The sequence below is a fragment of the Acanthopleuribacter pedis genome (assembly GCF_017377855.1).
GTDB lineage: Bacteria > Acidobacteriota > Holophagae > Acanthopleuribacterales > Acanthopleuribacteraceae > Acanthopleuribacter > Acanthopleuribacter pedis.
The window spans coordinates 1-25,565 of the sequence record NZ_JAFREP010000056.1; the positions used below are offsets into that span (position 1 = coordinate 1).

At 56.7% G+C, this 25,565-nt stretch carries 16 protein-coding genes; 11 read left to right on the forward strand and 5 right to left on the reverse strand.

Annotated elements, in window-relative coordinates:
* Positions 1–361: 361 nt before the first annotated feature.
* The gene (locus tag J3U88_RS32760) at positions 362–1,297 is read right to left on the reverse strand and encodes a hypothetical protein (protein WP_207863398.1); all 936 of its coding nucleotides are present in this window, start codon (positions 1,295–1,297) and stop codon (positions 362–364) included.
* A 250-nt stretch (positions 1,298–1,547) separates the two neighbouring features.
* Here J3U88_RS32760 and sctY point away from each other — a divergent pair, with 250 nt between their 5' ends.
* The 7 genes from sctY (at position 1,548) to J3U88_RS34860 (ending at position 12,269) form a co-directional block, all read left to right on the forward strand.
* Positions 1,548–1,922, forward strand: a complete 375-nt coding sequence (sctY, locus tag J3U88_RS32765) for a type III secretion apparatus assembly chaperone SctY (protein ID WP_207863400.1) — start codon at positions 1,548–1,550, stop codon at positions 1,920–1,922.
* Positions 1,915–3,996, forward strand: coding sequence for a type III secretion system export apparatus subunit SctV (gene sctV, locus J3U88_RS32770; RefSeq protein WP_207863402.1), 2,082 nt, complete (start codon positions 1,915–1,917; stop codon positions 3,994–3,996). Before sctY ends, sctV begins: the two co-directional genes overlap by 8 nt.
* 33 nt (positions 3,997–4,029) lie before the next feature.
* Positions 4,030–6,141 carry a methyl-accepting chemotaxis protein gene (locus J3U88_RS32775; protein ID WP_207863404.1) on the forward strand — a complete coding sequence of 704 codons (2,112 nt, stop codon included), beginning with the start codon at positions 4,030–4,032 and terminating at the stop codon, positions 6,139–6,141.
* 24 nt (positions 6,142–6,165) lie between these two features.
* Entirely contained in the window at positions 6,166–6,642 is a 477-nt protein-coding gene (locus J3U88_RS32780; protein WP_207863406.1) for a chemotaxis protein CheW, read from the forward strand.
* A complete protein-coding gene (locus tag J3U88_RS32785) occupies positions 6,635–7,291 on the forward strand; it encodes a chemotaxis protein CheW (RefSeq protein WP_207863408.1) in 657 nt (218 codons plus the stop codon). The genes J3U88_RS32780 and J3U88_RS32785 overlap by 8 nt, the downstream gene beginning before the upstream one ends.
* A 95-nt stretch (positions 7,292–7,386) precedes the next feature.
* Positions 7,387–10,953 carry a hybrid sensor histidine kinase/response regulator gene (locus J3U88_RS32790; protein ID WP_207863410.1) on the forward strand — a complete coding sequence of 1,189 codons (3,567 nt, stop codon included), beginning with the start codon at positions 7,387–7,389 and terminating at the stop codon, positions 10,951–10,953.
* 92 nt (positions 10,954–11,045) lie between these two features.
* On the forward strand, positions 11,046–12,269 hold the full coding sequence (locus J3U88_RS34860) for a SpoIIE family protein phosphatase (protein ID WP_207863412.1): 1,224 nt from the start codon (positions 11,046–11,048) through the stop codon (positions 12,267–12,269).
* Positions 12,270–12,357: 88 nt separating this feature from the next.
* Here J3U88_RS34860 and J3U88_RS32800 read toward each other — a convergent pair whose 3' ends face one another.
* Both J3U88_RS32800 and J3U88_RS32805 read right to left on the reverse strand, forming a co-directional pair.
* Complete coding sequence (locus J3U88_RS32800) at positions 12,358–13,017, reverse strand: YiaD family glycine zipper/OmpA-like lipoprotein (RefSeq protein ID WP_207863414.1); 660 nt, start codon at positions 13,015–13,017, stop codon at positions 12,358–12,360.
* 256 nt (positions 13,018–13,273) lie between these two features.
* Positions 13,274–13,765 carry a hypothetical protein gene (locus tag J3U88_RS32805; RefSeq protein ID WP_207863416.1) on the reverse strand — a complete coding sequence of 164 codons (492 nt, stop codon included), beginning with the start codon at positions 13,763–13,765 and terminating at the stop codon, positions 13,274–13,276.
* 377 nt (positions 13,766–14,142) lie between these two features.
* Here J3U88_RS32805 and J3U88_RS32810 point away from each other — a divergent pair, with 377 nt between their 5' ends.
* The 4 genes from J3U88_RS32810 to J3U88_RS32825 all read left to right on the forward strand — a co-directional run bounded on the left by J3U88_RS32810 (position 14,143) and on the right by J3U88_RS32825 (position 21,866).
* The gene (locus J3U88_RS32810; RefSeq protein ID WP_207863418.1) at positions 14,143–15,756 is read left to right on the forward strand and encodes a S1-like domain-containing RNA-binding protein; all 1,614 of its coding nucleotides are present in this window, start codon (positions 14,143–14,145) and stop codon (positions 15,754–15,756) included.
* 174 nt (positions 15,757–15,930) lie between these two features.
* Entirely contained in the window at positions 15,931–17,220 is a 1,290-nt protein-coding gene (locus J3U88_RS32815) for a flagellar hook protein FlgE (RefSeq protein WP_207863420.1), read from the forward strand.
* Positions 17,221–18,135: 915 nt separating this feature from the next.
* Positions 18,136–19,344, forward strand: a complete 1,209-nt coding sequence (locus J3U88_RS32820; protein WP_207863421.1) for a S8 family peptidase — start codon at positions 18,136–18,138, stop codon at positions 19,342–19,344.
* 1,271 nt (positions 19,345–20,615) lie between these two features.
* Positions 20,616–21,866 (forward strand): S8 family peptidase, encoded by a 1,251-nt coding sequence (locus tag J3U88_RS32825; protein ID WP_207863423.1) that lies wholly within the window; start codon positions 20,616–20,618, stop codon positions 21,864–21,866.
* Between the two features lie 380 nt (positions 21,867–22,246).
* Here J3U88_RS32825 and J3U88_RS32830 read toward each other — a convergent pair whose 3' ends face one another.
* The gene (locus J3U88_RS32830; RefSeq protein ID WP_207863425.1) at positions 22,247–25,009 is read right to left on the reverse strand and encodes a CHAT domain-containing protein; all 2,763 of its coding nucleotides are present in this window, start codon (positions 25,007–25,009) and stop codon (positions 22,247–22,249) included.
* The gene (locus J3U88_RS32835) at positions 24,973–25,422 is read right to left on the reverse strand and encodes a hypothetical protein (protein ID WP_207863427.1); all 450 of its coding nucleotides are present in this window, start codon (positions 25,420–25,422) and stop codon (positions 24,973–24,975) included. Before J3U88_RS32835 ends, J3U88_RS32830 begins: the two co-directional genes overlap by 37 nt.
* Between the last annotated feature and the right edge of the window lie 143 nt (positions 25,423–25,565).

The window sequence follows — 25,565 nt, forward strand, 5'->3', positions numbered from 1 at the left end:
CACCTTCTTCGAACCACGACATCCACCCCGGCTGGGCCTTTCCACGCGACCCCCTCTTTGGGCCCACCTTCTTCGAACCACGACATCCACCCCGGATGGGCCTTTCCACGCAACGCCCTCTTTGGACGGTTGCCGACCCGGCGCGCCCCGGAGCGGGCCGCACCACCCCATCCACGGACCATGCTTTGAATGAATGCGAGGCTTCGCCTCGCCACCCTGGACGCCCTCTGAAGGAGGGCAATAGGTTAGCCCCGGGTACGACCATTGAAAATGGTCGCACCCTGGGTCTCGGGAGTTCACGGACAGGAAAACGCTGAAGGCGTTGACACCAGAGGCGCTGGGGTTCAAACCCCGCGGCGTTTCATTGGGACCGGGTCGGTTGTCGATGGTGTCGATCCATTGGATTTGGTTGGTTTGTCGATGGTGTCGATCCATTGGATATGGTCGGTTTGTCGGTGGTGTCGATCCATTGGGTTCGGTCGGTTTGTCGGTGGTGTCGATCCATTGGATTTGGTCGGTTTGTCGGTGGTGTTAATCCATTCGGTTTGGTCGGTTTGTCGATGGTGTCGACCCATTGGATTTGGCCGGTTTGTCGATGGTGTCGATCCATTGGATTTGGTCGGTTTGTCGGTGTTGTTGATCCATTCGGTTTGGTCGGTTTGTCGATGGTGTTGATCCATTGGAACCGGGTCGGTTTATCGATGGTGTTGATCCATTCGGTTCGGTTGGTTGTTGTTTGGCCGGCGCCTTCAGCGGCCTGCACGACGGGAACCCCCGGGGACCCAGAGCAAATGGTTGTTCCACAACCATTTGCCCAGGGCTGAAATCCGTAACACCTACGGTGTAACCAAAAGTTGTTCGCCGCCGGCTCACGTTTTAAATCATTTGTGGTCCACGCATTTCGGTGTGCGACCCCGTCGGGGTTCGCCGGATCAATACCCAACCAAGCATTCCCGTTCGCCGGATCAATACCCAACCAAGCATTCCCGTTCGCCGGATCAATACCCAACCCAGCATTCCCGTTCGCCGGATCAATACCCAAACCGGCATCACCGGTCGCCGGATCAAAACCCAACCCAGCATTCCCGGTCGCCGGATCAATACCCAACCCAGCATCATCGGTCGCCGGATCATTTTCCGACTCGGCATCCCGGTTTCCCATTAAAAACCGACCCGCCATCCGCGTCGGGTACCCATAGCCCGGCCGAAGGTTGGGCGCGAGCGGGCCGCCGGCTCCATCCGCATCCTCTTTCCATCCGAAAATCCTGAGAGATAACGAATCCCAAGCCAACCCCATTCGGTACCCCCATCAAATTAACGCAAAAAAACACAAGCTTCCCTTTTTCCTTTCTCCATTTTTGTTCCACAATTAGTTACTAGGATTCCATTAGCCCGCATTTCTCTCAAGGTACCCATCCTCGTGGTGGCATCCCGCGAGCAATGCCGGCAAGGGCGTCACCCCCTGCTTCTTTGTCTCGACCGTTTCGCGCGGCTTCGCTTACCTTTCCTGGGTTCCTAATCCCCAAACAACTGGACACCAATTGCTTATGGACGAACAACAAAAAGAGTTTCTCTCTTTGCTGGGTTTCTTTTACCTCAAGAACGGGAAAACCGAGAAAGCAGGCGTTCTTTTCCGCGCCCTGCTCGAACTGTTTCCCAATGACGCGCATCTACAGCGCTCGCTCGCCTATACCTACCTGGTCCAACGCAAGTTCGAGCAAAGCCTCTTGCTTGCCGACCGCTTTCTTGACAATCCGGGTTCCGGTCCCCACAAGGCCGCGGCCTTTTTGATTAAAAGCAAAGCAATGTGGGGTTTAGGCCAACCGGAATCCGCCCGCCAAATGCTCGACCGTTTCATCGAGTACCGCGAAAAGACCGATTCCGTAAATCCGACCAATGGGGATTACCTGCCGTATGAATAAGCTACAATCCATCATTCTGAAGGCCACCCGCTACAACGACATTGTGTTGGCGGTCTTGATTATCGCGATCATCTCCCTGATGATCTTGCCCTTACCGCCCTTCTTGGTCGACGCCCTGATCGCCTGTAACCTCGCGATCGCGGTTGCGTTGCTGATGTTGTCCCTTTACATTCCCTCGGCGCTGGCACTGTCCTCCTTCCCGACCCTGCTCCTCTTTACCACGCTCTTTCGCCTCGCCCTCAACATCACCACCACCCGCCAAATCCTGCTATACGCCTATGCCGGTGACATTATCGACACCTTCGGCAACCTGGTTGTCGCCGGTAACTTCGTGGTCGGGGGTGTGATCTTCCTGATCATCACCATTGTCCAGTTCATGGTGATTGCCAAGGGCTCTGAACGGGTTGCCGAGGTCGGCGCCCGCTTCACCCTGGACGCCATGCCCGGTAAGCAGATGAGTATCGACGCCGACTTGCGCGCCGGCACCATTGAGATGGAGGAAGCCAAGCGTCGACGCAACAACGTTGAAAAAGAAAGCCAACTTTACGGCGCGATGGACGGCGCCATGAAGTTCGTAAAAGGTGACGCGGTTGCCGGTTTGATCGTCACCGCGATCAACATCCTCGGCGGTCTCGCCATCGGCGTCATGCAAAAGGGCATGACCGCGGGCGACGCCCTCCAAAAATATGCCATTCTGACCATCGGTGACGGTCTGATCTCCCAAATCCCGGCCCTGTTCATTTCGATTTGTGCCGGCATCATCGTTACCCGCGTTTCCGATGAAGACTCACCCCACCTCGGCGGCGACATCGGCGCCCAGGTCCTCGCTCAACCGAAAGCCCTCGCCATCGGCGGCGCCATTCTGCTGGCCTTCGCCTTAATTCCTGGTTTTCCAAAGTTGCAGTTCATCGGGATCGGTCTCATTGTCGGCGGTGTCGGTTACACCTTGTACCGTCAAGAATTAAGCGGCGTTGTCCCCTCGGAAACACCTGGCATGCCCGCCATGAACAAAGCAGGTGAGAAAAAGCCGCCCCGTCAAAACGACGACGGCGAAGATTTCTCCCTGACCATCCCGCTGCTGATCGACGTCTCGGCCAACATCAAGCAGTACATCCAACCGGACACCCTCAATGCCGAACTGGTCAGGGTGCGCAAGGCACTTTACTTCGACCTCGGCGTCCCCTTTCCCGGCATTCACTTGCGCTTTGCCGACGACATGCGGCCCAACTCCTACACCATCATGGTTCAGGAAATCCCCATGTCCGAGGGCACGGTATTTCCCAACAAGGTCTTCGTTCGCGACAGCGAGGAAAACCTCAAAATCATGAACGTGCCCTACAAAAAAGAAAAACCCTTCCTGCCCGAGCTTGAATCGCTGTGGGCCGACAAGGCGATGGTTGATCAGCTAAACAAGGCCGGGGTCCCCTACATGGAACTCCCCCAAATCCTGACCTACCACCTGTCCTTTATCCTCAAAAAACACGCGAGCGACTTCATCGGCCTCCAAGAAACCAAGTACCTGCTCGACCACATGGAAGAACGCTTCGGCGTGCTCGTCAAAGAAGTCCAACGCATTTTGCCCGTTGCCAAAATCACCGAGGTCTTCCAACGTTTGGTTCAGGAAGAAGTTTCCATCCGCGATCTGCGCACCATCCTGCAAACCCTGATCGAATGGGGCCAAAAAGAAAAAGACGTCGTGCTTCTGACCGAATACGTGCGCATGGGTTTGCGCCGTTTCATCAGCTACAAGTACAGCGGCGGCCAAAACATCCTGGCCTCCTACATGTTCGATCCGGCCCTGGAAGAAACGGTCCGCAAGGCGATCCGCCAAACCTCGGGCGGCAGCTACCTGGCCCTCGACCCGGATACCTCGCGCAAAATCACCCAGGCGGTGAAAAAAGAGGTTGGCGACATCAACCTCAACCCGCAGAAACCGGTGTTGCTGATCTCCATGGACATTCGCCGTTACGTCAAAAAACTCATCGAAATGGAAGTTCCCGGTTTACCCGTTCTGTCCTACCAAGAACTGACACCGGAAATCACCATCCAACCGCTGGGTCGTGTCTACCTCTAACTTCATACATGAGAAAAAGAAAGGGTACCATCTATGGGTATTGGATCGATTCAGGCCAAAATCACCTTTTGGTCCGGCTGTTGTTTAATCATTACCGCCGCCATGATCATTAGTATTTCGGCCATTTCGTTACGCGACCGCACCATTCAGGAAACACGCGCCAAAGCCATGTTACTCGCCCAACAAAGCGCCACCGACGTCAAAATCGAGCTCGAACAAGCACTCGATACCGCGCGCACGGTGGCCACCCTCTTCCAAGCCCATAAAGCCGCCGACAACGGTTTCGAACTAACGCGCGAGGAAGCCAATATCTTCCTTCAAAACATCCTGATCGAAAACCCCCAGTTCATGGGCATTTACACCGGTTGGGAACCCTACGCCTTCGACAGCAAAGACGACCTCTTCCTCGACGCGCCCGGCCACGATTTGACCGGGCGTTTCGTGCCTTACTGGAGCCGCAAAAAAGGCGGCCAACTGTTTGTCGAACCGCTCTACCGCTACGACATGGGCGGCGACGGCGATTACTACCAAATCCCCCAGAAAAAACTCAACGAGGCCATCATCGACCCCTACCCCTATCCCGTGGCCGATGAAAAAGTCTTGATCACCTCGTTGGTGGTACCCATATTGGACAGCGGCCGTTTCGTCGGCATTGTCGGCGTCGATTTTTCGCTGGACTTCCTTCAGGAAGTGGCCGACGACATTTTGCGTCAGTACCCTTCCGGCAAAATTCTGCTGGTGAGCAACAACGGCACCATCGCCGCCGCCACCGACCGTCCCCAACTCGCGGGCAAGCAGTTCAACGAATTTTTCCGCGATTTCAACCGCATCCAGCCCAACCAAAGTGAAATGACCGAAAACGAGTTGCGTTTGCGGGTGCCCGTGTTTCTCGGCCGGACCAACACACCCTGGTCCCTGTACGTCACCATGCCGGGCGATGTCGTCACCCACGAGGCCACCGCCGGCATGTACCCGATGTTCGCCATCGGCCTGGGTTTAACCCTCACCGCCTTACTCGTGCTGTACCTGCTTTCCGGCCAAATCGCCAAACCCATTTCACGGGTCATCAAGGTCACCAAAACCATCACCCGCGGCGATCTGTTCACCGCCAAGATGGAACTGGAAGAGTTGGCGGGCATGGTCGGCGTCGATCCCAACGGCGGCCACGCCGGGTTCCGACCCTTGATGGAACGCGACGAAACCGGCCAGCTCATTTTCTCCGTAGCCAACATGATCGAGGCCCTCAACGCGCTTGCCGGCGAGGTGCAACGCTCCGGCGGCAAGGTCTCCCTGTCCACCGCCCAAATCGCGTCCTCCGCCCTACAGATGGAAGCCACCGCCAACGACCAATTAAATTCCACCAACGACGTCGTGCAAATCACCCGCGAAATCTCCACCATTTCCAAGGAACTGGTGCGCACCATGAACGAGGTCTCGCTGGTTTCCACCGACACCGCCGATTTAACCGACACCGCGCTGCGTGATTTGGGTGAAATGGAACAGGCGATTACCATCCTGCGCGACGCCACCGATTCGATTTCCGCCAAGTTGTCGATCATCAGTGAAAAAGCCGACAACATCAACGTCGTCACCACCACCATCAACAAAATCGCCGACCAAACCAACCTCCTTTCGCTCAACGCCGCCATTGAGGCCGAAAAAGCGGGCGAATACGGCTTGGGATTCTCCGTCGTTGCCCGCGAGATCCGCCGTTTGGCCGACCAGACCGCGGTGGCCTCGCTCGACATTGAGAAAATGGCCAACGAAATGACCACCGCCGTGACCGCGGGCGTGGAAGAAATGAAACGGTTCACCGACGAGGTCAGCCACAACGTGGAATACACCCGCCGCACCGGCGCCGATTTAGAGAAGATCATCGAACGGGTCAAAGCCTTGTCACCCCGTTACCATCAGGTCAACGCCGGCATGGAGTCCCAGGCCAATCGCGCCGCCCAGATTAACGAAATGATGATCCTGCTCAACGAGAACACCAAACAAACCTACGATTCGATTCACGAATTCAAAACCGCCGCCGAACAACTCGACCAAGCCGCGCAGAACCTGCAGGACGAGGTCGGCCGCTTCAAGGTGCAATCCCAGAGCAACAGCGGGCGATTTTTCGCCAAGCAAGTGAACATCCGCTAAGCGCGGACCTTTGGCAGGCACCCGATGTTAATTGTCCCCTTTCAAATCAACGACAAAACTTATGCCGTCGACGCCCGTGTGGTGAAACGCGTGCTTCCTTATTGCGAGCCGACCGAGTTGCTCGAAGGGCGGTTGCCTGTCCTGGGCTTGACCCGCTACAACGGCCGCATGATGCCGGTCATCGACCTCGTCCAACGCCTCGTGGGGCGCCCCCACCTAGCCAGGCTGTCGACCCGCAGTTTTTTGGTGGAAATTCCTTACCGCGGTCAATGGCACCCGACCCTTTTGCTCGCCGAGGGCGTTACCGGCACCCGCAAGTTGGACCCCAAACGCGACAACCCGACCGACCCCGTGCTTGCATCGGACCAAACCTACTTGGGCGAGGTCCTTGCCCACGACGGCTGGTTGATCCAAATGATCGAGGTCGAGCAGCTCCTGGACGAACCCGACTACGACGATCTGTTCCCTACACGGCAGGACGTGGTGGTGCCCGATGAATAGAACGCAACGCGACCATTGCTGGTCCCGCATTGGCTCCTACGGTGACAACAGTTGTCCCCTACTCCAGGCTGTCATTCACTGCCACAATTGTTCGGTGTATTCCCGTGCCGCCTCGTCCTTTTTCCACAAGGAGATTAGCGCGGAAAATCGGCCGGAATGGCCCGAGCAACACAGCTTCGACCAAGACGGGGAACGGGTAGACCGCGCCTCCTGCCTGGTGTTCCAACTGGGCGAACAGTGTTTTGGTTTATCGACACGGGTCCTCAACCGGGTGGCCCCGGCCCGCCGCATCCACGCCATCCCCCACCGCAGAGACCACGTTACCCTTGGCCTGGTTAACATCGGCGGGCAGGTGCACCCCGTGTTTTCGCTGCACCTGTTACTCGGGATTTTGATTGATTTGGAGCAGTTGGAGCAGCAGGATTACGCGCGTTTTATGGTGGTTGATTGGCAGGGCAAAGAATGGGTTTTTCCCGTCGACGGCCTCAAAGGGATCGCCGACTATTTCACCCTCGCCCCAGCGCCCGCCGCGGTCAACAGCGATCCCCGTCGCCCTTTCGTGCTCGGTACCTTCAACCACGACGGCCGCCATGTCTCGTTGCTGGACCAGACCAAACTTTTTGAAAAATTGCAAAACCGTTTGCCCTAGAGGACCCACCATGCCGATTTCCCGCAGCCATCGTATCGCCCGACGCCGCGCCCCTGTTGCGTTCGGCACGCGCTGTCCGCGGCCGGGAGGCGCCCATGCCGGTTGATCCGTCGCGTGAGGTGTCTCTGCTGGGGCTGTTCAAGCAAGAAGTCGCCGTCCAAGCCCAACTCATGTCTCTCGCGCTTACCAACCTCCAAATCAGCGGACCCAACCCGGGTAACATGGAGATGCTGCGCACCTCGGCCCACGCCGTTAAGGGTGCCTCGAGGATCGTAAACCTGATTCCCATGTCGCAGACCGCGGGCGCCTTGGAAAAATTGTTCGAACGGGATCGTGAGCGCAACCGCCCCTACGAAGGGGGCCAAATGGCCAAATTCGCCCAGGCCGTGGAACACATCCACCAAATCTCCCAAGTAGATGAACAGGCCGTCGCGCGTGCCGGGGCCGCCATGGCTGAGACCTTCGAAGCGTTAACCGCCGCCATCGAGCGCATGCCCGCCGAGAACCAGGACAGCCCGAACCTCTCACCCGCGTGGGTGACCCGTGTGGAAAACGATGCTTTTGCCAAAAAACCCTCGGTGCAGGAGCCGGCCCTTGCCGAACCAGAAACCGCGTCCGCGCCGCAAGAGCCGGAAGATTTAAAAGCCCTCGCGGACCAACTCGGCCTGATTTTGCCGGAAGACGACGGGATCGATGAAAGCGACCCATTCGACGAGGCCGAATTGGCCAAAATGCCGGCGCAACCGCGCCGGCCCCCGCCCCCCGAGGAAACAGAACCGGAAACGGACGAAGCCATGTTGGCCAAAATGGCCGCGGAAACCGGCATCATTTTGCCAGGCGCCGAAACCACGCCGAGCGCACCTGAACCGGAACCTGACCCGGAGGACTTGGCAGCTTGGGCCGCGCGTACCGGGATCGTGTTACCCGAGGATGAAAAAAGCGATTTAGCCGACACCGGTTTGATGTCGTTCCCCGCACGCGCACCCGCCGAACCCGTTCCCGACCCTGAACCCGACGCGGCGGAACTGGAAGCAATGGCCGCCGCCGCGGGCATTATTTTGCCCGATGAAAACGCGTTCACCCCGCCCGCGGACCTCCTTTCCTACCCGGCCCAATCCGGTATGCCCGTGGACCCGACCCGGTTTGACCCAACCGAGCTTAACCCGGACCCGACCCCGGACGACCTCGCCAAAATGGCGGCCGAGGCCGGCATCATTTTGCCGGACAGCGATCCCGCCCCCCCCGAAACCGCGGTACCGAATCTTCCCGGCGAAACCTACGGCGTCCCCCACACCGGCAATTACTTCGACTGGAGCGATCCCGAGGATCCACCTGCCACGACCGGCCCATCACGCGCACCCACCGAACAAGAATCCATGCCGGGGTTCCATCCCGCCGACCTCTCCATGTTGGACTTGTTTCGAACCGAGGCCGAGACCCATACCACCACCCTCGTCAACGGCTTGCTCGCTTTGGAACGCAGACCGGAGGAACTCGACGCCATTCACGAGCTCATGCGCGCCGCCCATTCCTTGAAGGTGGCCGCCAGCATCGTGCAATTCCCGTTGTTGGTGGATCTGGCCCACGGGATGGAAGACAAACTGGTGGCCGCCCAAAAAGGCGCCTTGCGCCTGAACTCGGATATCATTGACCTCTTGCTCGGCGGCGTCGATGTGTTTACCAAAATCATCGAGGAACCGGACGACCGTCTCCAGGACTGGTTCCAACGGGAACAAAGCCGTATCGGCGCCATGACCGAGCGCTTACGGGGCAGCAAACCGGCGCTGGCTTCGCCCGATGAAGCCCCTGGATTGGCCGCCCCGGAACCAGGCAGCGGTGATCGTCCGGTCCGACCCAGCGGCTCCGGTGTCGGCGAAGATGAGGGTGGCGCCGCCAACCGCGACACGCGCCGTCACGTGCGCATTAGCGCCGAAAAACTCGACCGCCTGATGGCCGTTTCCTCTCAGTTTTTCGTCGCAACGCGCGGCCTCGACAAGTTCAGCAGCTTGCTCTATGACCTGAAACAACGCCAGCTCAAACTCAACGATCAGCTACAACGGCTCGAGGCCAATCTCGGTCCCCAAAAGCTCAATCCCCACACCGCCCATACCCTGCGCGAGGCCCGTCGTCAGCTCTCTGAAACCAACCATGCATTTGCCGACAGCCTGCCCAACTTTACCCAAAGTACCTCGCAACTGATTCAGCTCTCCAACCAACTGCACCATACCGTGATTTCAAGTCGCATGACCCCATTCGGTGAAGGGGTCCAGTCCATCCCGCGCATGGTTCGCGACCTGGCGCGGCTGGTCGGCAAAAAAGTTCACTTGGAAATCCGCGGCAGCGATACCGAGGCCGACCGCGACATCATCGAAAAGCTGTTGCCGCCACTCAAACATTTGGTGCGCAATGCCTTGGATCACGGCATCGAAACGCCGGAAGAGCGCCGTGCCGCCGGCAAGGATGAGGAAGCGCTGCTGCTCATCGACGCCCACCACCAGGCGGGCATGTTAACCATCATGGTCGAGGACGACGGGCGTGGCGTGAACTATCCCAAGCTCCGTCAAAAAGTCGTGGACACCGGGCTCGCCAATCCGGCCCTCGCCGGCCGCCTTTCGGAAAAAGAACTGCTCGACTTCTTGTTTTTGCCAGGTTTCTCCACCGCCAAAAAAGTGAGCAGCATCTCTGGTCGCGGCGTGGGTCTGGATGTCGTGTACAGCATGGTCCATGAGATCGGTGGTTCCTTGCGGGCCAGCTCTCAACCCGGACGTTTTATGCGTATCCAACTCAACGTGCCCGTCACCCTATCCGTGGTGCGCACCTTGATTCTCGAAATCGAAGGTCAACCCTACGCCGTTCCGCTGGCCAAAATCCGCTATTGCAGCAGCATCGAATCAGACCGCATTTACAACCAAAAAGGTCGACTCTTCATGCGTTGGAACGATGAGAACGTCGGCCTGGTCGACGCGCGCCAAGTTTTGGGTTTGCCCGAGCAGTCAGAATTACCCAAAAATGTGCAAATTGTATTTTTCCAGTTGCCGGACCGCACCCTCGGTTTAATCGTCGACCGCTTCCTGGGCCACCGCCACCTCGTGGTTCGCCCCATTGACGACCGTATCGGCGACATCCCCGATATCAACGCGGCCGCCATCATGGAAGACGGCCGTGTCGTGCTCATTTTCCACGCCGACGATTTGATGCAGAGTATTGAACGCTGCCTCGAGGGCCAACTGCCCGCCTGGCAACAGCGCCCCCGCTTGCGGCGCTCGCAATCTCGGGAGAAGTTGCGCATTTTGGTCGTGGACGACTCGGCAACGGTGCGCGAGGTTCAGCGACAAATCCTACAAGAGCAAGGGTTTCAAGTGGACTTGGCCGAGGACGGCGTCCTCGGCCTCAAAGCACTCGGCAAACAAACCTACGACCTGATTATTTCCGACGTCGACATGCCCCGCATGAACGGCCTCAAATTCATTCAAAAAATTCGTGCCAATCCACAGCTATCCCACTTACCGGTCCTAATGGTATCCTACCGCGACAGCGACGGTGACCGTACCCGCGGTCTTGACGCCGGTGCCGACGCCTACCTCACCAAGAACGATCTCTACGCCACCACCTTCATCGAAACGGTACAGGATTTACTCGATAAGGTGGCGACCCGTCACTAACCGGTTCGCGACGTAAAACCGGTTTTCCTTCCCGACGGATTTCCCGTTCGCGCCCTGCGCCCACCGAGGACCATGCTGAAAAGGAACCTTTTATGAATTCACCGCTCCGAAAAGCGGGCTCACATGGCTGGACCGAACACGTCATCCGTGTGTTACTCATCGATGACCAGATGATGGTTGGCGAAGCCGTTCGCCGCATGCTCTCCCAAGCCGGTGATATTGAATTTCACTTTTTGCGGGACCCCCGTCGCGCCGTCGAGGTGGCCCTCAAAATCGAGCCCACCGTGATTCTCCAAGATTTGGTCATGCCCGAAATCGACGGCCTGACCCTGGTCAAGTTCATGCGCGCCCACCCCAAACTCAAGATGGTGCCGCTGATTGTGCTTTCGGTCAAAGAGGATCCCTCCACCAAGGCCGAGGCCTTCAACCTGGGCGCCAACGATTACCTCGTCAAATTGCCGGATAAAGTAGAGCTGGAAGCGCGCATCCGCCACCACTCCAAGGGCTACATTTCCATGCTGCAGCGCAACGAGGCCTTCCGCGCCCTCAAAGCCAGCCAGGAGGCCTTGGCCAAGGAACTCGCCCACGCCGCCGATTACATTCGTTCGCTGCTGCCACCACCGCTGACCGGCGCCATTGAAACCAACTGGCGTTTCGTCCCCTCGACCTCATTGGGCGGTGATTCATTCGGTTACCACTGGATCGACGACGATCATTTCTCTATTTACTTGCTGGACGTGTGCGGCCACGGTGTGGGTTCCGCCTTGTTGTCGATCTCGGCAATCAACGTGTTGCGCTCGCAGAACTTGCCCAACGTCGATTTCCGTATCCCACGCGATGTCTTGTCCGCGATGAACCGCAGTTTCCCCATGGAACAGCACAACGGTTTGTTTTTCACCATGTGGTACGGCGTATTCCAGCCGTCAACACGACGCCTCGACTATGCCAGCGCCGGTCACCCACCCGCCTTGCTGGCGACCGGGCCAACCCGTCCCGAACGCAAGACCCATCATCTCAAGACAGCCGGCCCCGTGATTGGCGCCTTTGAACAGTCCTTGTTCGAGCAGGAGCAGATCACCCTCGACGCCCACGCCGAGATGGTCGTTTTCAGCGACGGTGTTTACGAGGTTTTTGACAACCACGGCGACCGCCTGCCCTTCGACCAATTCGTCAACGAATTGATGCGCCTGGAGCCTTCGTCCAAATACGAAAGCAACCTCGACCACATGCTCGAGTACGTGCGCGAATTCCAGGGCTCCCCGGCCCTCGACGACGACTTTTCGATGCTGGGTCTCTTATTTAACGAACATTCTTAACGTGCCGGCCCAAATAAAGAAGGCCGACGCCCACCTTGCGATTGCGAAAGGTGGGCGTCGGCCTTTTGTTTTTTTACGTCTTCGGTAATTACTTGGCGCGTGCGCGCAACACCACATCCACACGACGGTTAAGCCGGCGGCCTGATTCCGTCGTGTTATCGGCAACCGGCATGGTTTCACCGTAGCCCATGGCGATCAAGCGCTGCCCGGAAATGCCTTGGTTTGAGAAGAAACGGCGGACCGAACCGGCGCGACGCTCCGACAAGTCTTGGTTGTGGGCTTCACTGCCCGTGGAATCGGTGTGGCCCTGAATGACCACCGCGGTTTTGGGATAGTCCTGCAAAACGCCGGACATTTGCGACAAGGTGTCCCGTGAACGCGAGCCAAGCGCGTGTGAGTTCACATCAAAAAGGACATCCGAATCGAACTTAACCAATAAGGTGTTGCGGTCCAAGCGCTCCACGCTGGTACCGGGAATGCGGGCGATGCGCTCTTCCTGCGCATCCATGTAGGCGCCGATGCTGCCGCCTACAACGGCGCCAATCGCGGCCCGAGCCAAAATCTCATCCGCTTCTTTTTTACCGTCCAGAATTGAGGCCAGTGCGCCGACGGCCGCGCCGATACCCGCGCCTCGGGCCGTTTTATCACGGCGGGTTTCATAGGGGCCGTGCACCGCGCAGCTTGTGAGCGCCAGGGACGCGATCAGCAGCCCCGCCAAAATAAGCCGTAACGGACGAAATGAATTCATGGTTCCTCCAAAAACGAAGCAACGGGCCGGTTTGGTCCACCGACCCGTCTCTATTCAAACAACAGTATGTGGAGGAAGCAAAGCACGGACCAAAACAGGAAAGGTCAGGACAAGGTCGCCTTCAGGTCGGGTTGGTACCTGATTGTCGTCTGTTGCCAAACCCTTGTTGTGGCAAACCTTGTATCGGTTAAGCGCCCTTCCCGACGCCTTTTGACCAAACGTGGTCGCGCTTACACTTTTGGGCGAAGCGCGTCACTTAGCGCCCGTCGAGCACCCGCGCGTAGCGGAACAGACCCAAACCGACCTCGGCACCGGACGCTTCCAAACGGCCGACATGGGCGACCACATCCGCGCGCCGCTGACGAACCACAATCCCAAGCGACGCCAAACCCCGCCGCACCCATTTGGTGTTATCGGTTAACACCAAAGCGGCCCGTTTGGACAGGGAGGCCGCGACACGGTCATCCAACCGGCTGGGAAGGTACAGTATTTGGTCGTCCTCAAAAACGGCCTGTTCCGGTGTCACCACCTTCACGACAAAGCCGGCCCGCGAGAATTCCTTGGCCAATGCATCCTCACCGTCACGGCTGACGATTACCAGGGTCCCCTGCCGGTAGGCCGGCAGGTAATCGGCACACAATTGTTTAAAAATCGCCGCCTGAAATTCAGCCGGAACAAGGGCACGATCAAAAGCCGCCAAGGGCAGAATACAGAACAAGGCCGCCGCGGCCGTAACAAACATCTTCATTGATAAACCTCCACAGGGTCAAAAAAGACAAGATAAAGTAAGCAACTTCAGAATGGTTTTTCATAAATATGAACTTTTATCATGAAAATTACAACAACTACGTAACAACCAACATGCAGGTTACAAACTCAGGTTCCCGCCAAACCCTTTTACATCAACTTTTTGAGAACAGGCGGTCCGACGGATTTTTTTTCGAACAACGAATGTTTCACCGCCCGCCCACCTGGAAAACGCCTTATGAAAACACCCGATACGACCGACGGTTCCTTGTGTATCCACATCGCGCCGGCGATGTTTTTTTAGACGCAACTTTTTCACCGGTTTCACACGGGGTGTGTTAGGCTGTGCAGCCGCCATCCGGCGTGATAGGAGGAACCATGGTTCAGATTGGTCGTACCAACCGTTTACAGATTGTCCGCTGGACCCCGCAAGGCCCCTATCTCGGCGCCGACCACGGGGATATTCTGCTACCAGAAAAATACGCCCCGGAAGACGCCGACGTCGGCGATTGGGTTGAGGTCTTTATTTATCTCGACTCCGAGGAACGCCTGATTGCCACCACCCAAACGCCCCTCGCGGAGGTCGATCAATTCGCCGCGCTGCGCGTGATTAAGGCGATGGAGATTGGCGCCTTTTTGGACTGGGGTTTGGACAAGGATTTATTGGTTCCCCTGCGCGAGCAAGGCAAAGCCCTGGAAGAGGGCGACATCGCCGTGGTGCGTATTTGCCTGGAGGAAGGCCGTAACCGGCTTTACGCCACCAACAAGCTCAACCAGTTCCTCAGCTTTGAGGAGGTCCCCTATCGCCGCGGCCAACAAGTTCAACTCCTGATCAGCAACCACACCGGCCTCGGCGCCTACGCGGTGGTTGACCAAACCTATTCCGGGTTTATTTACCGCTCCAGCGAAGAGCAAGAACTACCGGAAATCGGCGCGCGTGTGCCGGGTTACATAGTTAAAGTGCGCGACGACGGCAAAATCGACCTCACCCTCAAACCCATGGGGATCACCGGACTCTTGGAAGCACGCAAAAAAATTCTGGCCGCGCTCGAAGCAGGCGGCGGTCGTCTCAACCTCACCGACGACAGCGATCCCGAAACTATCAAAGCACGCCTGGCCATTAGCAAAAAACAGTTTAAACGCGCCCTCGGCATCTTAAAGAAAGAAGACATGATCTTTTTGGAGGAATCCGGCATCGCCGTGAACCCCAACCCACAACCGCGTTCCAAGCGCCGCGACGACGAACACGACGATGGCGAACATCCCCACCGTCGTACCCCCGGCAACCAGCGCAAGGCGTTCAGCGCCAACCGTGGTCGCCCCGTCGGCAAAGGTCCCCGTCGCCGTGATGAACGGGACGAACGCGGCGGCGAGAGACACCGTCGGGACGGCGAAGGCTACCGTCGGGACGGCGAGAGACACCGACGGGACGGAGAGGCACACCGACGGGACGGCGAGAGACACCGACGGGACGGCGAGAGACACCGACGGGACGGAGAGGGACACCGTCGGGACGGAGAGGGACACCGTCGGGATGGCGAGGCCCACCGTCGGGACGGCGAAAGACATCGTCGGGACGGCGAGGCCCACCGTCGGGACGGCGAAAGACATCGTCGGGACGGCGAGGCACGACGACACGATAGCGGCGCACGCGGCAGAGGCCGCTACGAGGGCGGAACCACCGGACGCGATACCGATTCGCGCCCACGGGGACGCTATGACCAAAACCGCGAGTACAGCCGTCACCGCGATGAACAAGACAGTGAACGCGGCCGTAGAAGCGATGAAAAGCAACAGCCCCGCGGCAACAAAAGCCGCGACCACCGAAAAGGAACCGCTAAGAAAAAAACCCCAACCGCCGCTGCACCCATCTTCAAAAAGGCCGTGGACGACAACCATCCCTTTGCCCGTTTCGCCAATGCACCCGGCGGCCAGAGTTCCCCGAAAAAGAAAAAAACCGCGCGGCCCAAACCCAAACCTAAGAAGGATTAACCGACGCGGCAAAACGCCCCTCTTGCCCGGCAATATCTGCCGATGGGCTAATCTCGCAGGGAACACCCGCTCTTAAAGTTTCACAACCAGCTCGAAACAAATACTTTAACAAACATTTCATGGATTCATTGATTGGCAGCCCTCTTGCTCTTAGCAAGGCAGGGAGGTACGCCTATGTTACCTACATTCTATTCCGCCCTTACCGGATTGCGCGCGCATGCCACGGGCCTTAACGTGGTCGGCAACAATTTGGCCAACATCAATACCGCCGGTTTCAAACGCGGCACCATTAATTTCTCGCAACTGATGGTCAACCAAGTCGGCAACAACAACGGCGCGGTTAACCCCATGCAATTCGGCCTGGGAACCCGTACCGAGTCGATTTCACCCGCATTTTTCCAGGGTGCAATCAGCCGCAGCGGCAACAACACCAACCTGGCCTTACAAGGCGAGGGTTTTTTCCAAGTTTCCGACGGCACCGATATCGCCTACACCCGCGCCGGCAACTTCACTTTTGATCGCAACGGCGAATTAAAGTCCTCCAATGGCTGGGCCGTGCTCGGCTACACCCAGGTCGACGCCGACGGCAATGTGGTGCGCTCCGGCACCCCCGCCCCACTGACCATTGACTTCGAGGAACCCTCACCCCCCCGTGCCACCCAAACCGTTCGTTACATCACCAACCTCAGTTCCGAAACGGAAACCGGCGGAGATTTCCAAACCAACATCGACATCTGGGACGATACCGGCCAAAAACGCCGGCTCAACCTCACCTTCACCAAAGATGAGGCCGTCAACGCGTGGAGTTACCAATTCACCACCGATGAAGGCACCGTTGTCGACGGCACCGGCACCGTCACCTTCGACGCCCAAGGTCGCTTGGCCACCTTAAACGGGGTCGATATCAACGACCCCGCCATCACCAACCCCACGATTAATGTCACCGGCCTGCCCGCCGACGCCGAGGGCAACACCCCGGGCGATCTCAGCTTCAACTGGGATTTGGTCGAGTTCATTTCCCAACCCGACGGCACCATCACCAACGACAGCTACCTCACCAACTTCTCCGGTTTCTCCACCAACGGGACCTTCTTTCAAGACGGCTTCGGCAGCGGCGACCTGAACCGCATTGAATTCATGCAGGACGGAACCATGTTGGGTTTTTTCAGCAACGGGGAGACCCATGCCTTGGGCGCGGTCGCCGTCGCCAACTTCAATAACCGCGAAGGACTGCGCCAAATCGACAGCAACTTCTACGAGGCCACCGCCGCTTCCGGTGAAGCCTTTTTTGCCGAGAACAACGGGGGCACGGTCATCTTCGGCGGCGCACTGGAATCTAGTAATGTGGATATCGCCGACGAGTTCACGGATTTAATCATTCACCAACGGGGCTACCAATCCAACTCAAAATCGGTGACCACCGCCGATCAAATTTTGCAAGAAATTCTCGGCCTTAAACGATAGGACAAAACCAGGCGACGTGCAGCCTTTCCAGCCCCGTTGCAGCATCGAGGCAAAAAAGGTAGCGCGTATCCTGGTTTTCAATACAGGCACAGGGCGTCGGCGAAGCATGCCAACCCAGCCCAAAGAACCCGCTGGAGCAGCCAATCACCCACCCGACGGAACCGGCCGCTTTCTTCACAGGTACCAAGCCACGGGAAAGAGATACATAAGCCGGTACATTAATGTATGGCATAGAGGGAACAAAAATGCCGGCCCCGTTTCACACCACGAAAGCCCGAGGCGACCCGACACGCAAGAAAAAAAGATCCCTACCGAAAAGATCTCGCGAGGACGCCCCGCCCAGAACCACCTAAATACCTGACTTACAACAATTTAAAATTTTTATTCTAGAAAATTTTTACCGCAACCCAAGGTCTCCCAGCCATAAAGCGTACATTTTTTTGACACATTTTTCACGCACTGTTGATCTTAGGCATTGACAAATATCAGAAATTTATTAATCTAAAAGCGGTTATAGAATCGGAAAAGGGAGAAAGTCGTTCATTCATTTTTCTATGAACCCCCCGAACCCAAGTGACACCTTTTCGGTCACTTACCGCGGCTTTACCACCGCAACCCGCCAGGTCGAAACACCCGTATGTGACCCGGCAAAACCAACTGCTTTAGCCCATTGCAGCAAGGTCGGTCTCGCACCGTGAATAAAGCGACAAACCCCTTTGGGTTTGAACAATCGCTTTCCACCCGAAACCCAACGCGCCGACTTGCCGCACGAACCCTAAAGCCAACGGCCGCTTATGAGCCATGTCTTGCACAAGCGTCGTTTAAGTCTTCCCCAAGCTTAATACGGCACTGGTGCATCCTCCCGAAGCAGCACCCACCCTCCTGCTTCCCATTTCCTGTATATGAGGAGACACCATGAAATTGCTGAAACTGTTCCTGATCACGTTCGTCCTGCTGCCATCACCCCTTTTCGCCCAACAAGACTTCGTTGTCGCCCTTTCTTTTCCCGCCAACATCACCAACGTTGTCAACGATTTGACCATCAGCCAATACGAATCCTCCAGCGACAATTTGTTCCACAAGATCGTGGTAACCGACAACCTGTCAGCCACTGAAATCCTGGAGCAGCTCAACAGCAACGGTGCCGTATTCCACGCCGAGGCCAACAAAAGCGTCCAACTCGACTCCATCGACACCCCCGTCATTCTCGATTCACGCTCCATCCTCATGCTTGACGACGACCTCAACCAACTGCCCGGCGGCTCTTCAAACCCCTTGGAAATTTGGGACCAACCCTTCCACCGCTTAATTGAACACCGTGAAGTCATGCGCTACGCCCGCGGCGCCGGCATGACCGTCGCCGTCATCGACACCGGCGTCGACACCAGCCATCCGTTCCTGAGCCCTTACCTGATTAACGGCTACGATTTCATCGACAACGACTGGGACCCCAACGAAGAAAATGCGGTTTACGGCATCACCGGGGCAAATGAAATTGGCTACGGTCACGGCACCCACGTCGCCGGCATCATCCGCTTGGTCGCCCCGGACGCCAACATCATGCCGATCCGCGTCGTTGACAGCAGAGGCCATGCCGAACTGTTCGACGTCATTCAGGGCATCGCCCACGCGGTCAAAAACAATGCCGACGTCATCAACATGAGCTTCAGCGTCAGCGAAACCTCCCCCCTGCTCAACCTCTGGATCGACGAAGCACACCGCAACAACATCCTGGTCGTGACCTCCGCCGGTAACGAAAACACCAGCAACCTTAATTTCCCCGCCAACATCCCCGGCGTGGTCACCGTCAGTTCCATCACCAACACCGGTTACAAGTCCGGCTTCGCCAACTACGGAAACCTGGTTGATCTGGTCGCCCCCGGCGAACAAATCACCAGTTGCTACCCGGGCGGCGGCTGGGCCGGCCGCAGTGGCACCTCAATGGCAACCCCCATGGTCGCCGCCCAAGCCGCGGTCTTGCGCAGCTACCGCACCGCTACCAGCCGTGACGACCTCGTTCGCGCCATCTACTACACCTCTTACTCGGTCTCCTACCTCAACCCCGGCAGAGGCCTGGGCGAGGGCCTGATCGACATGTGGAAAGCCCTGGTCTGGGTCCACTAAACAACCCCACAAGCAACGGGCCCGAACCCGCTGCACCCAAAGGCGACGCGCTCCGGCACGTCGCCTTTTTTAATGGCTCAACAACAAACCAACCAGAACATGAAGTCCCGCAAAAACACCCCGCTCCCATTTCCCACAAGGCTTGGTCGCGAAAAGCTGAAAGCCCCATGCGTACGAAGATGACGACCGAGAGACGGTACAGGGGTCCGACCTTTCGCGGGGCCGACCCTTCGCGGGGCCGACCTCTCGGCGCAGCAGCTGAGGCGAAGGCGGCTCGACCGAATAAGACAGGAGGCCGCCCCGCGGGAGGCCGCCCCGCGGAAAGCCGCCCAATCGCAATCACATGGGCTGCCCCACGGCGGAATTCCTTGTGAGAAATGCGGGCTAGAAATGAGAAAAGCGGCGAATTCTCAAGGGAAAGAATTCGCCGCCTGTGCAGATCGACCGTCACGCCAGTAGAGGTCGACGAGGCTATTGATGGTGTAAAAATCCTCGCGTTTATCGTCGAAAAAAAGGACGAAGGGTTTCTGCAAACCCTAAATCAACTCGCAAACATACAATAGTATGAGAGCTATATGCTATTCATACATTGCGAGTTCATAGAAGCCACCATGGAATGTGGCAAATCTCCTCGGTGGAAGAAGTGTCCAACCAGCACAGGAACGAGGCAATCGTATCGCGTCGCTCTACCCCATAAGTACCCATGCCGTCCCGGCAGATACGCTTTTTTTTATTTTTTTTCAAAAAAAGCGCATTCATCACCCAAGATCAATAATTCAAACACCTTACACCTAAAAAAATATTCACCGGAACCCACCGCCACTTCCCCTCCCAAAGAAAAACCGCAACGCTTAAACCGAAGAAGCCCGATAACTCGCGGCTCTTATCGGGCTTCTTTGGTAAAAACACATGGTGTCGAGAACACATTCGCATTAACCCCAACACAGCGTCCAAGACACGCCGACAAGACCCAGTAACCCATCTATGGCGACTTTTCAAGCAAATCACGCCTAAAAATAATGATAAACCGCACAACGCCAACACTTTGAATAAAACAAGGCTACAACTTTCTTCTGTATAGACGCGGCCCGCGTTAATTTACACGATCACCTTTATAGAAAAAGTGATTGACCTCTCTTTTCCCTTCTTATATTAATAAAGTCAACTTTGATTCATTCCCATTTTTATCTCATCGATTTACTCCCTTTTTTGGTTTGTGCTCACCCCCCAATAACAGGCCTTCCCACTCGAAGTTTCCCCGAGGAGTACTCATGTATTACCTTCGATTCGCCTTCATTTTCTTTCCTTTCGGTCTCACCTTCGCTGCTCGTCACCACGTCATTTTGACCTTTGATCACTCTGTTAACCTCACCTACGAATTACGCAACTACCAAGTCGTCACCTCCTCCCAAGGCGAGGAGATCAATTCATACCGGGTTACCATCGAAAGCCCACTCAGCCAAAACACGCTTATCCAAGAACTTAGCCAAATCGCTACCGTGGCCGAAGCCAACCAAAAAGCAAAAATCCGCGAAATGATGGGCGCCGGTCAAGTGGACTCTCGCTCCATCGTCATGCTCGATGACGACCACGATGCGCCCGACCCCGATTGGATCAGAGAACGCGACAACGACGAACGCCCCGATCCCAGCATTTACGGCCAGGACTGGCTGGATCGTATTCGCGTCGACAAAGCCTGGCCCCACAGCACCGGACAAGGGGTGGTGGTCGCGGTACTCGACACCGGCATCGACATGAACCACGAATATTTGCGCGACAACATCAGCCCATGGGGGATCGATTTCGTCGACGAGGATTACGACCCCTCGGAGGAACGACGCGGCATTGACACCAACGGCAACGGCGTGCTCGACGAGGGCTGGGGCCACGGCACCCATGTCGCCGGCATCATCAAAACGGTCGCCCCCGATGTCATCCTTTTGCCCATCCGCATCGCCGACAGCGACGGCCACGCCGAGTTGTTCGACATCGTGGAAGGCATCGCCTACGCCACCATGATGGGTGTCGACATTATCAACCTCAGCATGAGCATCGACAAACCCTCACCGATTCTGCAGGATTGGCTGGCCTACGCCCAAGCACTCAACATCACCATTGTGACCTCCGCCGGCAACAACAACCTCAACGAGGTCAAGTATCCCGGCAATGTTCGCGGCGTCATCACGGTCACGTCCATCGGCGAAGACTTGGTTAAATCTCCTTTCGCCAATTACGCCTATGACGTTTCGGTTGCCGCCCAGGGAGAAAACGTCCTTTCCACGGCGCCCGGCAACCGCTACATCTACCGTTCCGGCACCTCGATGGCCGCCCCCATCGTTGCCGGCCAGGCGGCCATCATCCTCCAACTGGTCCCCTACGCGTCCCGTTGGTATGTCGAGGATCGCATTCTCTGGACCGCCAAACCGATTTACCACGTAAACGCCTTCCAGCACTGGGACAAACTCGGAACGGGATACGCCGATGTTTGGAACGCGATCACGGTGGAGAATCTGAAAAAGTAACCCATCAAGCCCGACCGACAGGCCTTATGCGCGGTCGGGCTCTTCTGGTTGTGGCTTTTATGGGCGCCGATGGGCATCGCTTTGTATTCGTTTTTTCTCAGGAAGCCGGGATTTTTTCAGGATGGCGAGGAGCACCCTTTCCCTTTCGTGAGGGATCGCGCATGCGGATAATGCCGTCACTTCGTTGATCCGAACTCACTTAGGATGCGCACGGATGAGATCTTTGCCGGATCGACCCGTTAGAAGACCATGATCCAGGTGGACCCAGCCATCCGCGGCGCCTCTTCTATCTATCCTGATATCCTAAGAAATCCTAAAAAGACCCAAGCTCGAACGCGAACCCACCACCAAAACCAACAACAAAACCTAGAAAAGTCCTATCAAGAAATATCGCCATGAGAGCAGGGCCGGCCCAACAAGCAGAACCCGGCCCAATAATGGGGATCGGGCTCCTGTTTCATCATCGCAAGACAAGCCGCTTGGTAGGCGCGAGCGGCACCGTTCGGCAATTCACGGTAAAAATGCGCCATCCAATCACCGGTTTTCTCATCGTTGATATCCCACTGAGAAGCAAGTACTTGCCCCGCGCCGGCGGCAAATAATGAAATCACAAAACCACGGGGTTCATTGCCCTCGGCAACCACCACCGCGCCGCTGCGACACGAGGCCAAATTAATAAAAGGTTGCGCCAAGCGAAGCTGCGCCAGATCACGCAGGAATACCTTGGCGCCCCCCAACAGCAAATAAGACTCGTCGGGATGGTGGCGGTTAAAGGCGCAGTGACCGGCAAAGTGAATCACATCCGCGTTCGGCCAAGCTTCTTGAACATCCTCGGCGCGCCAACGATCAGGACACACGGCCCCCGGGTAGAGCTCACCCAGAATGCCCCGTTCCGGCGCACGTGGATCGGCCGCATCGTCGGAAAAATAGAACAACGGGCGGTGGCGCGGGCGCGACGCACGCTTGAGCGCGAAATAATACATCGACAGGTTTTGGCACTGGTTCAGGGTGTTTGTTTCGAGAAGGAAACGACCGCGGAAACGAAGCAAGGCGGCGGGAAAACGATGAAGTTCACGGTGGAATACATAGGTCACGTGTCGGCACGAGGCCACTTGGGGCGGCACCAAAACCTCACTCAGCCGATCCGACAACTCGATCAAACGCATCAGGCGGTTCGGCGCCGGATGAATCATGGACGCCGTCGCCTGTAACTGGTTGATTTCCCGCAAAAATCGCTTATCACATGGCAACAAGCGGGTATGCAGTGTTTGTTTACCAAGCGTTAAACGGTACAAACCGGATTGGCCAAGGAAGAAACACACCAGCAAGTGCCCCTCGGGCATCAACTTCTGAATTTCGCCCACATCCAAATCAATCGGGAAATACAAACCCAATCGTGCCGAATCGCGCATCCGTCCGCGCAGCAAATTTATGCGGCGGCGGACTTCCTGCTTCGATTCCTGCAATGCTTTCATTTCAAGTGCCGAGGTTTGGTCCTGGGTCAACAAACCTTGCAGCTTCCGGTTCAACTGGTTAAGCCGGTTGTGCTCGCGGTCCATTTCCAGGAGCAGCGGTTCGTCGCGGTTGAGCACACCGGCGGCGCGCCCCTCACGCGACATTTTCTCTGTCATTAACCGACTGCGACTCAACTCAATAACCCGGAACATCCAGCGTTTGGCCTCGGCATGACCCCACTGGTACAAACGCTCAATCAATAACCCGTAAATTTCGGCTTTGTCGTTAAAAAAACTTTTCCGCTGACTGGAAACCGCAATACTGGCGCGCTCCGCCTCGATGGTACCAATCGCCTCAAACAACAAATCACAGGAACGTTTGAATTGGCGTTTGTCGTACCAATCCTGACTGATCACCAGCAAGGCCTCGGTACGCACCCGCGGACTGAGCGGCACCTTGATTAGGTTTTTCAGGCGTGTGATTTCAGCAGCGGTCGCACGCCCTTTTCGGTACCGCACCGCATCGAGCAACCCAATGAGTTCCAGTTCTTTATGACCGGTGGCAACAAATGCTTGTACGGCACGGTCCAAATAAAACAGCGCGCGCTTGCCGCGGTTGCGCCGTGCCGCCAAACGGGCGCGGTACAGATCGCAACGGGCCAAATAATGGGTATTTTTTTCGCGCCGAAACAGACGCATGGCGCGGTCGAGGTATTCGCCGGCCAGTTCTTCTTCACCCAGCGCCAACGCGGCTTCGATGGCGTGGTAACAGACCTGGCCCTGCTCCATCACGCGACCCAGACGTTTGAAACCCAAGACCAGTTCTTCCACTTGATCCAGCGCCTCGTCAAAACGGTTGAGCAGGATGAACATGCGGTACAAATCGAAATCGCAGAGCGCGGCGCCGAAATCATCACCGGCACGGGCATACCCCTCGCGCGCCTCGATCAAACGCTGCTCGGCCATGTAAAACTGACCCAGGATGGTGTACAGGTTGCCAAATGCCTGCAGCACCATGGCCTCGTACAAAGTAAGGCCCTGCTCCTGAAACAAGGTACGCGCGGTCTGGTAATTGCTCTCGGCCTCGGAAAACGCATTGATACAAACTTGGGTGTTGGCCATATTGTGGCGCAGAATGGCTTCCAGCCGGGGTTGCGGCTCTTGCTTTAGAATCTCGCCGGCTTGGGAAAAATAACGCAAAGCGGGCCCGTAGTTATGGCGCCGGTACTCCATCACCCCCAAATTACTGGTGACTTTCAACCGTTCCAAGTTGGCAATTCCGTCCTCGGCCAGAATGGCTTCAAAGGATTCAACCGCCTTTTCGTAGTTCCCCAGAAAATGGTAGGCGGACCCCAACAAGCGCAAACATTGGTGCACGTTGTGGCCGAGGCCGAGGTGTTCAAAACGGGTTTTGGCGGCACGCGCCCAGCGAATCGTCAAACGATGCTGTGAACAAACCTCGGTATAACGCGCGATGAGCCAAAGCGCCTTGGCCTCGTGATGGGGCGGTAACTGACCGTGATGGCGCTCCAACATCTGCGCCAGCGGTTTTACCTTGTTAATGTCCTGACTAAGCAGGCTGATAAAGCGTTCTTCAAGGTCAACAAAAGCAATGCGCCCGGCAAGCACACGCCGGGCAAGGGTGGTGGCGTCTAGTTCCACTCCTTCAGATAAAGTTTGTTGACCCAATAACGTTCCTCACCTTGCCAAAATGACAGCGAGTACTCGCCCGATTCGAGACTGACGAAGTCAAAGACACCATTCTCAATGCGTGTACGACCGACGCTCTCAGTACCATACAAAAACACCTCGGATTCATCAATCCCATTGATGAATCCGTGCAGGTGGATGCCGCTTTTATCGGTTGTTTGCTCCAGGGAAAGGTAAAAACCGTTGGGCAGGTCGTAGAACCATTTCTTAATCCCGGCGTCACGGACAAGCGCTTGTTGCAGCGGGCGCAACACAAAAAGATTGGCGAACGAAGGTTTGGCCTTGGGCTCAAAAATCGCCTGTGCGGCATTCACGGTCGCTTCCGGGACGACGACGCTGGCGTCGAGCGCGGTAAGCTGAACAAGGTGTTGGTAAAAAGTGTCTTGTGACATGCCGAAAGGCCTCCCGGACGTTGTGGTTCATCAAAGGTGCGGTTTTCCCAACAATACGGCGGATCCACGGCGGCTTTGCTGTGTGCCGCCCTACGCTTGTTCTGTCGGCATCAAGGTTCCAACAGCAGCGTCGATGGTTTCAT